12 protein-coding genes are annotated in these 12,708 nt (G+C 39.6%); 10 read left to right on the top strand and 2 right to left on the bottom strand.

The window, feature by feature from the left end; all coding sequences use genetic code 11:
• Window positions 1-92 precede the first annotated feature (92 nt).
• Window positions 93-1,391: a surface-displayed alpha-enolase gene (eno, locus tag AC4PHI_RS06390; RefSeq protein ID WP_492201469.1), complete on the top strand. Its 1,299-nt coding sequence runs from the start codon at window positions 93-95 to the stop codon at window positions 1,389-1,391.
• Window positions 1,392-1,808: 417 nt separating this feature from the next.
• On the opposite strand, the gene AC4PHI_RS06395 is transcribed toward eno, so the two are convergent.
• Entirely contained in the window at window positions 1,809-2,117 is a 309-nt protein-coding gene (locus AC4PHI_RS06395) for an MTH1187 family thiamine-binding protein (protein ID WP_492201470.1), read from the bottom strand.
• Between the two features lie 191 nt (window positions 2,118-2,308).
• Between AC4PHI_RS06395 and AC4PHI_RS06400 the strand changes: the two genes are divergently transcribed.
• The 9 genes from AC4PHI_RS06400 (at window position 2,309) to AC4PHI_RS06440 (ending at window position 12,425) form a co-directional block, all read left to right on the top strand.
• Entirely contained in the window at window positions 2,309-4,114 is a 1,806-nt protein-coding gene (locus tag AC4PHI_RS06400; protein ID WP_492201471.1) for a sigma-54-dependent Fis family transcriptional regulator, read from the top strand.
• A gap of 223 nt (window positions 4,115-4,337) precedes the next feature.
• Window positions 4,338-5,675, top strand: coding sequence for a dihydrolipoyl dehydrogenase (gene lpdA, locus AC4PHI_RS06405; protein WP_492201472.1), 1,338 nt, complete (start codon window positions 4,338-4,340; stop codon window positions 5,673-5,675).
• 12 nt (window positions 5,676-5,687) lie between these two features.
• Complete coding sequence (locus AC4PHI_RS06410; RefSeq protein WP_492201473.1) at window positions 5,688-6,653, top strand: thiamine pyrophosphate-dependent dehydrogenase E1 component subunit alpha; 966 nt, start codon at window positions 5,688-5,690, stop codon at window positions 6,651-6,653.
• A gap of 29 nt (window positions 6,654-6,682) precedes the next feature.
• On the top strand, window positions 6,683-7,705 hold the full coding sequence (locus AC4PHI_RS06415; protein ID WP_492201474.1) for an alpha-ketoacid dehydrogenase subunit beta: 1,023 nt from the start codon (window positions 6,683-6,685) through the stop codon (window positions 7,703-7,705).
• Window positions 7,706-7,723: 18 nt separating this feature from the next.
• Entirely contained in the window at window positions 7,724-8,944 is a 1,221-nt protein-coding gene (locus tag AC4PHI_RS06420) for a dihydrolipoamide acetyltransferase family protein (protein WP_492201475.1), read from the top strand.
• A 284-nt stretch (window positions 8,945-9,228) separates the two neighbouring features.
• Window positions 9,229-9,756 (top strand): GNAT family N-acetyltransferase, encoded by a 528-nt coding sequence (locus tag AC4PHI_RS06425; protein ID WP_492201476.1) that lies wholly within the window; start codon window positions 9,229-9,231, stop codon window positions 9,754-9,756.
• Window positions 9,757-9,888: 132 nt separating this feature from the next.
• Window positions 9,889-10,239, top strand: coding sequence for a DUF2200 domain-containing protein (locus tag AC4PHI_RS06430; protein ID WP_492201477.1), 351 nt, complete (start codon window positions 9,889-9,891; stop codon window positions 10,237-10,239).
• Window positions 10,240-10,541: 302 nt separating this feature from the next.
• Window positions 10,542-11,117, top strand: a complete 576-nt coding sequence (locus AC4PHI_RS06435) for a GNAT family N-acetyltransferase (protein ID WP_492201478.1) — start codon at window positions 10,542-10,544, stop codon at window positions 11,115-11,117.
• A 189-nt stretch (window positions 11,118-11,306) separates the two neighbouring features.
• A complete protein-coding gene (locus AC4PHI_RS06440) occupies window positions 11,307-12,425 on the top strand; it encodes an RtcB family protein (protein WP_492201479.1) in 1,119 nt (372 codons plus the stop codon).
• Here AC4PHI_RS06440 and AC4PHI_RS06445 read toward each other — a convergent pair.
• Window positions 12,393-12,590, bottom strand: a complete 198-nt coding sequence (locus tag AC4PHI_RS06445; protein WP_492201480.1) for a hypothetical protein — start codon at window positions 12,588-12,590, stop codon at window positions 12,393-12,395. The genes AC4PHI_RS06440 and AC4PHI_RS06445 overlap by 33 nt on opposite strands.
• Window positions 12,591-12,708: the final 118 nt, after the last annotated feature.

A 12,708-nucleotide genomic window follows, 5' to 3' on the forward strand; every position in this document is an offset into this window, starting at 1 on the left:
TTCTCAAATCAAAGGCTCTATACCACATAAAATAAATAACTATGGTAGAAATACCTAGATATAAACATAACCTCAAAGGAGAGAATTTAATCATGTCAATTATTACAGATGTTTATGCTCGCGAAGTTCTTGACTCTCGTGGAAATCCAACAATTGAAGTAGAAGTGTACACAGAAAGCGGTGCTTTTGGTCGTGGAATCGTTCCTTCTGGTGCTTCAACTGGTGAACACGAAGCAGTTGAATTACGCGATGGAGACAAAAGTCGTTACTTAGGTAAAGGCGTACAAAAAGCTGTTGATAATGTTAATAATATTATTGCAGAAGCTATCATTGGTTTTGACGTAAGAGACCAAATGGGCATTGACAAAGCAATGATTGAATTAGATGGTACACCAAATAAAGGCAAACTAGGTGCCAACGCAATTTTAGGTGTTTCCATTGCAGCCGCACGTGCAGCAGCAGATTTTCTAGAAATTCCTTTATATCATTATTTGGGCGGCTTCAATACAAAAGTATTGCCTACACCAATGATGAATATCATCAATGGCGGATCTCACTCAGATGCACCAATCGCATTCCAAGAGTTTATGATTTTACCAGTGGGAGCTCCAACATTTAAAGAAGCTTTGCGTTGGGGAGCAGAAGTATTCCATGCATTAGCAAAAATCTTAAAAGGCCGCGGTTTAGAAACATCTGTCGGTGACGAAGGCGGATTTGCCCCTCGTTTCGAAGGAACTGAAGACGGTGTTGAAACAATTCTTGAAGCAATCAAAGCAGCTGGATTAGAGCCAGGCAAAGATGTATTCTTAGGATTTGACTGTGCAGCTTCTGAGTTTTATGAAAATGATTTGTATGACTACACGAAATTTGAAGGTGAAGGTGCGGCAAAACGTACTTCTTCTGAGCAAGTAGATTACTTGGAAGAGTTAGTTAACAAATACCCAATCATCACTATCGAAGACGGTATGGATGAAAATGACTGGGACGGCTGGAAAGAATTGACTGAGCGTCTTGGTTCTAAAGTTCAGTTGGTTGGAGACGACTTGCTTGTAACTAACACTGAAAAACTTTCTCAAGCAATTGACTTGGGTGTAAGTAACTCTATCTTGATCAAAGTAAACCAAATCGGTACATTGACAGAAACATTTGAAGCTATCGAAATGGCGAAAGAAGCAGGCTTTACAGCGGTTGTTTCTCACCGTTCTGGTGAAACAGAAGATTCAACAATTGCTGATATCGCTGTTGCAACAAATGCTGGTCAAATCAAAACAGGTTCTCTGTCAAGAACTGACCGCGTAGCAAAATATAATCAGCTATTGAGAATTGAAGATCAATTAGGTGAAGTAGCTGTTTATAAAGGCTTACAAGCTTTCTATAACTTGAAAAAATAAGCTTTCCTTTTGCTAAATAACATTAATCTCTCTTATTTTAATAAAAATAGGAGAGATTTTTTTTCAAGTCCATAATGTTGTCGAAAATACTATCTAATGTTTCACTGCTCTTTTAGTGTTTAAACTTAACATACTTTCTTGTATGGAAATATACTTATCAAAATAGCATTTGTATTCTGATTACAATTTCTCAATGAAGTGGTTGCAATACATATCTCAATACTTGTAACAGCTCTATATATTTACCACAATAAAAATCAATACATAGAAAAATACTTGAATGACCTAAAAATTAGAATCATTCAAGTATTTTATAAGATACAAAAGATTGTCAAAAAAATAACTAGCTTAATTAGTGCTGCTGATATTAGAGCCCAAAAGTATAGTTATTTTTCAATGACCAACGGGACGCAAAGATTATTTATTTTTTCCTTCCAGCTTTTTCTCTAAACTTTCGATTTTCCTAGTCATAAGATTGGTTTGTCCCGGTTTGATGTCAGCTTTGAAAATGACTTCAGTTCGGATGCCTTTTTCCGCAAGTTTAAATGTGGCTTCTTTGATGACAGTCATCACTTGATCCCATTCTCCTTCTATTTCCGTAAACATGGAAGTGGTGCGGTGTGGCAGACCGGATTCCTCAATCACTTTGACCGCCTCGGCCACATATTCTGACAAATGTTCTCCCTGTCCAAAGGGAGCAATGGCTACAGCAACCAGTGTGTTCATAACAGTACCTCCTGCTAGTGTGAGAAAAAGATCTCCCACAACTTTTATTTTTGATTCCACTATAACATTGTCCAAAAAGAGTATCAATCTTGGCAGATTATTTATTTTTAATGTTAAAGTGATTTTCTTTTTTTGTTTGTGAAATGATGGTATACTGTAGTGAGAATTAGAACGTAAAGGAGTGGGATGGGATGCTATCAGTCGAAAAAATGTGGGAAACTTACGTAACTTCGAAAAACACAAAAGAACTATCCTTACCGGATCTTATCTCCGAATCTTGGGAATACTGTCTAAAAGAAAATGTAAACCCTTACCTCGTGCGCGGAACTGAAGCTATTTCACAAACTGGATTGATATTGATTAAAAAAGAGATGTCGCTGTTGATAGAAAGTGTCAAATATGAATTGAGCCGGCTGAATGAATTTTTGCAGGTAAAAAAACCTTTGTTTATATTAACAGATAAAAATGGCGTAGTGATTTGGCGGGACGGGAATGATTCTACCCGCCATTTGGCTAATGACATTAATTTTACAGAAGGAAATATCTGGACCGAAAAAGCAGTGGGCACGAATGCGATTGGTATCGCTTTGAGAACATTTGAAAGTGTTACAGTTGAAAAATTTGAACATTTCTCCAAAGCTTCTCATCCTTTTACTTGCAGTTCCACTCCGATTTTGGATGCAGATGGTGAAATGATTGCTTGTTTAAATGTCTCTACGATGGAAGAAGTGCCGAATGCAAACTACACTATGCTGGCCATGCAGATGATTGCAAAAAATGTTCAGCGAGGCTTGGTAATCAATTATTTTAAAGATAAGAAACAAGAATTGCTGGACGTGTTGAAAACGCCTTTTGTGAAGGGGGTCCTTTGCGATACGAAAATGAGAGTGGCAGGATTATCTAAAGATTTTGATAAAGATGAAGGGCAATGGCTGGGCCGTTCTATTGACAGCTTGTTAGAAGAGTGCCAAGGAGAATATAGGAAACGAATACTCACAAGAAATGGCCACTTGATTGGATATTATTTCCAGTTTTCACGTCAACATAAACTAAATAATTTTGTCACATTTGGCATTGAATCAAAAAATCGTCACTATCGGACTTTTTTAAATCAGCTGGTCCGAGCTGCCGAGTCGGATTTGCCGATTCATATTTACGGAGAAACGGGCAGTGGAAAAGAAATTGCAGCAAAAACTGTTCATCATAATAGTGATCGGCGGCAAGGAAAGCTGGTTTCGGTCAACTGTGGGGCATTGAGTGAAAGTTTGCTAGAAAGTGAGCTTTTTGGTTATGTTCCGGGAGCATTTACAGGAGCACAAACAAAAGGGTATAAAGGTAAAATTCAGCAGGCAGATGGCGGGACTTTGTTTCTGGATGAAGTGGACAGCATGTCTCCCCGGATGCAGGTAGGCTTGCTAAGAGCTTTGGAAGAGAAAAAAGTGACGCCGCTGGGAAGTGAGAAAGAAGTTTATTCAGATTTCAGGGTAGTTACAGCTAGTAACAGGGATTTGAGAAAATCAGTTCAGGAAGGGACATTTAGAGAAGATTTATTTTACCGTTTGTATGTCGTCCCTCTTTCTCTGCCGCCTCTTCGTAAACGGCAAGAAGATCTTTATGAGTTGGCGGAACATTTTTGTCTTACAAAAAATTGGGAACCTGATTGGATGGATGAGGTAATCGATATCGCCCGGACTTATGAATGGGCAGGGAATATCCGGGAGTTTCAAAATTTTCTTGAAAGATTATATGTCTTTTATCCGTTGAGTGCGCCGACAGAAAATAAAGTCCATGAGATGATTCAGATAGGAACGGTGAAAAAAGAAATAACGGGAAAGACAGCTTCTACACCGCTAAATGAAAAAGAACGAATAGTACAAATGCTGAACGAAACAAATTATCACTTGAGTCAAACCGCCGAGCGGTTGGGAATTGCGAGAAGCACTTTGTATAGAAAAATTGACAAGTATAATATCAATGTGAATAAAAAAAGCAATTAGTTGCAAATTTTTTTGGCTTTAAATCCTTTAAATAAACGAATGCAGGACATTTGGAGATTGTCAATCTTCAATTGTCCTGTTTTTATGTTTTGTTGCAACAAAATGACACAAAATTGTCTCATTTTTTATTATCTAAAATAGCAGAGCCTGTGTTCATGGGCTTAATGTTTTGGCACGTTAATTGCTTTTATAGGAGTAGAGAAAAAATAGGGAGGGGGATTCTATGGGAGATTATGATTTGATTGTAATTGGTGCTGGTCCCGGCGGTTATGTTGCAGCTGTAGAAGCAGCAGAACTGGGGAAAAAAGTAGCAGTTATCGAACGAAAACAAATCGGAGGTACTTGTCTAAATGTTGGGTGTATTCCTTCGAAAGCTTATCTCAAACATGCCAGTTGGATGGAAGAATTAAAAGAAGCAAATCGTTTTGGCATAATGAACACCTTGGAAGTTGTAGATTTTGAAAAACTTGTCAGTCGTAAAAATCAAGTGGTTTCTCAATTACAACAAGGGATTCACTATTTGTTCAAGCAGCACAGGATAGATTATTTTGAAGGCGAGGCAAGTCTGAAAAGTCCGCACGAAGTGACAGTTGGCGAAAAAACATTAACTACTGATTACATTTTGCTGGCAACGGGGAGCAAACCTTTTGTTCCACCAATCAAAGGACTTGAGACCACAGACTATCTGACGACAGATACTTTTTTTGATTTGCTGGAGCTGCCAAAAGAGCTGGTCATTATCGGTGGGGGTGTAATTGGTATCGAATTAGCGTTCGCAATGGCACCTTTAGGCAGTCAAGTCACTGTGATTGAGGCGGCACCTAATATTTTAATGACAGAAGACACCCAAGCCAGAGAAATCATAAAAAAACAGTTAAAAAAAATGGGTGTTCGTGTGTATGAAGGGGCAGAAATCAAGGGGATTCAAAAACAGCAATTGACGTTAGCACAAGACACAGTGACCTTCGATAAATTGCTTGTGGTGACAGGTCGTCAAGCTAATCTGGCACTTGCTGATCAATTAGGGTTAAGACATACGAATCAAGAAAAATTTGTTGACGTCAATGATTATTATCAAACCAGCAAGCCGAATATTTACGCAGTGGGAGATATGATAGGGGGATTATTGCTGGCACATACGGCAAGTAAGGAAGGGATTAAAGCAGTCCGGCATATGTTTGCAGATAAAGAACTGCCTCTTAATAAAGAGTTTGTTCCCCGGTGTGTTTACACTCATCCGGAAATTGCCAGTTTTGGTTTGTCGGAGGAAGAAGCTGCAGCTTCTGGTTACGATGTGCTGACGTCAAGTGTTCCTTACATGGCAAACGGACGTGCCATTGCCGGAAATGAAACCTTGGGATTCGTCAAAATTATTGCAGATAAAAAGTATCGGGAAATACTGGGAGCAGTTATCGTAGGTGCTAATGCAACTGAGATGATTCACACGCTTTTAGCTGTCAAACAATCGGAAGGAACGGTTTTTGAGTTGGAACAGATGACATTTGCTCATCCGACTTTATCGGAAATGATGGGTGAGTTAGCAAATCAAATGATTGATTAAGGAGGAAAAGAAATGGAAGCGATGACAAAAGAAAAAGCAGTATGGGTGTACAAGACAATGAATAACATCCGTCATTTTGAAGACGAGGTCCATCGGATTTTTACTACTGGGGAGATTCCAGGGTTCGTCCATTTATACGCAGGGGAAGAAGCGATTGCCACAGGGGTTTGTGCCCATTTGACGGAGACAGATTATATCACGAGTACACATAGGGGACACGGACATTGTATCGCAAAAGGCTGTGATCTAGATGGCATGATGGCGGAAATTTTCGGTCGTGAAACCGGGTTATGTAAAGGCAAGGGCGGTTCCATGCATATTGCTGATATCGACAAAGGCATGTTGGGGGCTAACGGTATGGTAGGCGGCGGTTTTGCTATTGCTGCAGGTGCAGGTTTACGAAATAAATATTTAAAGACTGATGATGTGGTAGTTTGTTTCTTTGGTGACGGAGCTTCAAATGAAGGCAGTTTCCACGAAGGAATCAACTTGGCAGCGATTTGGAAATTACCGGTAGTCTTTGTTTGTGAAAATAATATGTTTGCCGAATCTACGCCTATTACTTATTCTTCCGGTTCCAGAACCATTGCCGATCGCAGTGTGGCTTATGGCATCCCTGGCATACGGGTGGACGGGAAAGATTTGATGGCAGTCTATGAAGAAGCTGGAAAGGCGATTGACAGAGCACGCAACGGGGAAGGACCAACTTTAATCGAATGTATGACTTACCGAAATTATGGACATTTTGAAGGAGACGAACAGAAGTATAAAGCAAAAGACGGGGAAGAAAAAGCCTGGGCGGACTTGGACAACATCGTCCTGTTTAGGGAAGTTGCTATTGAAAATAATTGGTTGACTGCTGAACAAGCAGATGAAATCGAAGCAGCTTCTGCCAAAGCGATTGAAGAAGCAGTGGTTTTCGCCAGAAACAGTCCGTTGCCAAAACCAGAATCTTTGCTGGAAGATGTTATTGTCTAGAAAAATTAAATGATTAAGGAGTGACTATGATGAGCAGAAAAATAACATTTATGCAAGCAATCAATGAAGGATTAGATTTGTCGATGGATAAAGACGACAAAGTTATTTTGTTGGGTGAAGACATTGCAGGGGGAACGACTGTTGAACATTTAGAAGGAGAAAGTGCGTGGGGCGGAGTGTTCGGAGTTACTAAGGGATTAGTGGAAAAATACGGTTATGATCGGGTAATCGACACGCCAATCTCAGAGATGGGATATATGGGCGCAGCAGTTGGAGCAGCTGCAACAGGTTTGCGTCCAGTGCCAGAATTAATGTTCAATGATTTTATCGGATTCTGTTTTGATACTTTACTAGGTCAGGGTTCTAAGATGCGTTATATGTTTGGTGGCAAAGCAACTATTCCTATGACTGTGCGGACGAATCACGGTGCCGGAGCATCTGCCGCTGCACAGCATTCAGGTTCTTATTACGGCATTTTCGCATCGATTCCGGGAATAAAGGTGGTAGTTCCATCCAATCCTTATGACGCCAAAGGCTTATTGATTTCGGCTATTGAAGATGACAACATCGTGATTTTTTCTGAAGACAAAACGATTTACGGGATTAAGGATGAAGTACCGGAAGAATATTACAAAGTAGAAATTGGAAAAGCAAAGGTGAAACGGGAAGGAACAGATTTAACAATCGTGACCATCGGGAAAATGCTCTACGTTGCGCTGGAAGTGGCAGAAGAGTTGGAAAAAAATGATATCTCCGTAGAGGTAATCGATTTGATCACTGTGGCACCATGGGATCAAGAGACCATTTTAGAATCTGTTAAAAAAACTGGACGTCTGATTGTAATCGATGAGTCGAACCCTCACAACAATGCGGCAACTGATATTGCTTCAGTCATGGGAGATAAAGCATTCGATTACTTAGACGGACCTATCAAATGTGTCTGCGCTCCAAATACACCAGTTCCATTTGCCAGTAATTTAGAAGCGATGTATTTGCCGAATAAAGAACGGGTATTGGAAGAAGCGAGTGAACTAATCGAGGATTTAAAATAGAAGGCGGGTGAAAACAATATGGCTGAAACATTAATTATGCCAACACTTGGTTTAACAATGACGGAAGGGACTGTGGACCACTGGTATAAAAAAATAGGTGACAGCGTCGAAAAAGGGGAAGCGCTTGTCTCCATCAGTTCTGAAAAATTAACACATGATGTTGAATCGCCAATCGACGGTGTGCTGCTGGATATTGTTGCTGCCGAGGGCGAAGTGGTTCCCTGCAAAGATGCGATTGGTTATGTAGGGGCACCTGGCGAAAAAATTGAATCCGGAGCGAATGAAAAACAGGTTGAGAAAGAAGCGGACGCTCCTGCAGAGGTTGAAGACAAGACAGAAAAAAGCAGTTTGGAAAAAAATGAAAGTGTCAAAAGAAATGCTGGTCAAAGAATTTTTGTGACACCTCTAGCTAGAAGAATTGCGGCAGAAAAAGGTTATGAGTTGTCGGAGATTATTGGCACAGGGGGTAATGGCCGTATCACGCGTCGTGACGTTGAAAGATATGTACCGATTCCGGCTGTAAAAACCGCAAGCAGTGAGGTTATGAGTATCGGTGAAGGGCTTGAAGGAATGCGGAAAGTTATCGCTCAAAGAATGCATCAGAGTCTGAAACAAACTGCGCAGTTGACTTTACATGGTAAAGCTGATATTTCAGAATTGCTGGCATTTAGAAAAGAAATGAAAGCAAAAGGTGGAGAAAAATTAGATCGCCGGACACTGAGTATTAATACTTTACTGATTAAGGCGGTTGCTTTGGCACTGAAAGATTATCCTGAAATGAACAGTTGGTATGACGGACAGAGTTTGGTTGAACATGAGGAAGTCCATATGGGGATTGCGGTAGCAGTGGCAGATGGTCTGATGGTACCGGTTTTGCGGGGCGTTGACACGAAAAGTCTATCACAAATTGGCGAAACATTTTCTGACACAACAGCTAAAGCGTTGGATGGCACCTTATCAGGAGAATTTTACAGCGGTTCCACCTTCACGATTACCAACTTGGGCAATACGAGAGTAGAATATTTTACACCGATTTTAAACACGCCTGAAGTGGGGATTTTAGGAATTGGGGCTATGCAGAACAGGTTGGCGTTCAATGAAAAAAGAGAAGTGGTAGAAATACAAGAATTGCCTTTGAGTTTGACTTTTGATCACCAAGTAGTAGATGGCGCACCGGCCGCTGAATTTTTGGATAAAGTAGTTGAGTATCTGCAACAACCATATTTATTAGTTCTCTAGTATAGGGGGAAGCCTCCTCTGATTTTTATCAGAGGAGGATTTTTTGTGTGTACAAATATTCAAAACTATTTTTCTTTTGACAATGAACGACTTTTGATAATTTCAGACAGTTTGCAATGACTTCTCTCTCCATTTTTGTTAAAATCAGCTTATGATGAAAGGAGTGGTGTGTCATGAAGGAAAGAACTGAGAAAATAAGACTAGAGGTTCTTGTTGGTCGATAAAGACTGCCTACGTCTGTAAACAATGATAGTATCGACTAATAATTTTGTTAGGAGATAAAAATGACAATCAACTTTAAAAAAATGGAAACATCCGCTGAAATCGCAACTTTTTGGCAAAAAAAAGAAAAATACGAAAAAGAGGATATCTTTCCTAATTTAAAGGAAAAAGGCGACGCACTACAGGAAGTTATAGACTGGTTTCAATCAAAAGAATATTATGACATCATCATGGAGCTGCACCAGCATGCTCAACCTGAAGGGAGAACTTTGGAATTTGTTTTTATGTTTAACGATCGGCAGAATTACTTAGGTTTTACTATGTATAAAATTTATACAGAAGAAGACGGCAAAGCGTTTATTTTGGATTTTTGTATTGAAAAAGACTACCGCAATCAAGGGATTGGCAGCAAGGCAGTACGAGAATTGGAAAATTTTTTAAAAAATGAAGGTGCCAGTTATATTGCTTTAAATACCTCAAATGGAAAAAATCTGAACTTTTGGCAAAAGAATGGTTATACAGCATCTGGAAAAGATGAGTTTGGTGAAATGGTCTACATTAAAAACACAGAAAATTTCAATATAAAATAACAAATAATCTGAATAATGCACCTATATTTTCAGATAAAATCTTAAAATAATACGGATGTATTTGTTATGATAGAGCAAATAAAAATCAATCGGCTGGGTAACCAAAGTTTTGAAGGGAGAAGGAAATTTAAAATGAAAAAGCCTAAAATTTTTACTATGACGTTTGCAAGTGTCTATCCTCTTTATATCCAAAAAGCAGAGAAGAAGGGACGGACCAAAACAGAAGTTGACGAGATTATCTTTTGGCTGACTGGTTATGATCAAGCCGGCTTACAACACCAGCTTGATGAAAAAGCAGATATTGAAACTTTTTTTAACCAAGCACCCCAATTTAACGGTAATGCTTCATTGATTAAGGGAGTTATCTGCGGTTATCGTGTGGAAGAAATTGAAGATCCGCTCATGCAAAAAATCCGTTATCTGGATAAATTGATTGATGAATTGGCAAAAGGAAAAGCAATGGAGAAAATTTTGCGTAAATAATCAGCCTTGCAATGATTTTTATCTCCGACAGGAAAACTGCAGTTGTCCTGTTATTACTGAGTATATCCGATGATTGGAAAAGGTTTATACCAATGTGGAAATCTTTACTCATGGATATGCAAAAAGTGACTAGAAGAGTTGTCTAAATTGAGCTACCATTTACTATGGTTTGCCATAATCAGTAATAGGACGATGACTTATGCTGTAAGAAAACTTTACTGAACCAGTTGGCAAACAAGATGATATCATCTGTTTTAGTGCCGCTCTTACCCCTCGATACTTGATTATTGGGGAAGCTTGTTGTGAAGTACTGTTGTGACAAACTGGGGAAGTTGAAAGGGTTAAGTATGTTTATTATCAGAAAAGCAGTCGAAGCAGATGTATCATCTATTGAAAAAGTTATCGCCTCTGGAGTAAATTTTCTCAAAACGCAAGGCTTACCACAGTGGCAAGATGGGAATCATCCCTCAACACCGACATTACTCCGGGATATAAAACTGGGTGAAGGTTATGTGCTGACTGATGGCGAAGGTGGCAATATTCTTGCTTATGGTGCCTTAGTTTCAGGTCCGGAAAACAGTTATGAACAGCTGCTTTCAGGTTCGTGGGTAGAGAATAATAGGAATTATATGGCCATCCATCGTATTGCGGTAGATGGGAATCAGCGGAACCGTGGACTAGCCAAGCGTCTGTTGATTGGTCTGATTCGAGAAGGTAACAGATTGGGAAATTTTGATACCCGTATCGACACTTATCCTGATAATAAAATCATGCAGCACCTGGTAACGGGGATCGGCTTTAGTTATTGCGGAGAAATTAAGCTACCTATTAAAAATGGCGAGCGTTTTGTCTATCAAATGTTAAACACTTACTTTTAAGGCTTTTGGAGCAGAGAAATCTGCTCCTTTTTGATTTTCCCGGAACCTATCGGTATACTTGATTTAGAAGGACTATCTGATGTGGCGGGACTTGCGGCAGGGATAACTAGCCAGCTTTTTCCAAATTGCCAAAACTTCAGGACATAAATTTTATAAAATGAAGAGTCTATTGACGAATGGAGGAATAGGATGCTGACATTACAAGGACGTTATGCCGAGGCAAAAATTTTTACAGATGCAGTGGATGAGTTGACGTTGCAGCAAATCCAAGCCATGATCGACCATGATATTACTAAAAATACCCAAGTGAGAATTATGCCGGACTGTCATGTGGGAAAAGGTTCCACAGTCGGGACGACTATAAAATTCAATGGGGCGATAGACAAAGTAGTCCCCAATATTGTAGGCGTTGACATTGGCTGCGGTATTTTGATGCACCAGCTTGCCCCTGGTACGGATATTGATTTCAAGCGATTGGATCGTAGAATAAATAAACTGATTCCTTCTGGTTTCGCAAAACATGATTTTATCTCTAATATTTTTGATGAGGAGCTGTCAAAGCTTTTGCTGCCTTTGAGCCAAGATGGGATAGTGATGGCACGGCAGTCCATCGGTACACTGGGCGGCGGCAATCACTATATTGAAATCGCTGAGGATGAACAAGGAAACAAATGGCTTTCTGTCCATTCCGGTTCAAGAAATCTAGGTCATCAAATCGCCAGTTACTATCAAGAGCTTGCATTTGGCGAAAGTGCTCAGGAATTAAGCGGAACATATCAGAAGGACTTAGTGCCTTTGACAGGTAAAAATTTGGCAGATTATCTGAATGATATGCAGATTGCACAAAAATTTGCTGCGTTAAACCGCAAAACCATGCTGGAAACAATTGCTGGAGAGATGAGTTGGGAGATTGTGGATTGTTTTGATTCGATTCATAATTTTATTGATCTTGAACATAAAATTATCAGAAAAGGGGCAACTTCAGCACAGAAAGGAGAACGTTTAGTTATTCCTTTAAATATGCGGGACGGTTCTCTGATCTGTGAAGGGTTAGGAAATGAAGACTGGAATTATTCGGCTCCCCACGGGGCAGGGCGTGAATTATCCCGTTCACAAGCCAAAAAACAGCTGGACTTTAAACTTTATCAGGAACAAATGAGAAGTGTTTACACAAGTTCAGTAGTTCGCAGCACTCTGGACGAAGCACCAGATGCTTATAAACCAGTAGAACAAATCGTTGAGAATATTTCTGATACTGTTGTGATTACCCATCGTTTAAAACCTTTGTATAATTTTAAAGCTCACTAAAAAAAGATTCTCCAAGTCGGAGAATCTTTTTTTGTGTTTTACTTTGCGTGAATATTTTACTTTTCCATGATTGCCTGTGCCGCGGTGCAGTTTAGCTTGAACATCTCCCGGATTTTGGTCAACGTGTCTAGTTTTTGGCTTGACAGTTATTTTTCTTTTAGCCATATCAAGATCTCCTTTCCTTTATATGTCGTTCAGACAGGGGTTGATATCGGCTCCTATCTAACGATTATTGTGCCAATAAAAAATTATTTTGTAAAGCTTCCAGTTAATTAAAGGTTAA

This window comes from Vagococcus sp. QWL-13 (assembly GCF_058683555.1).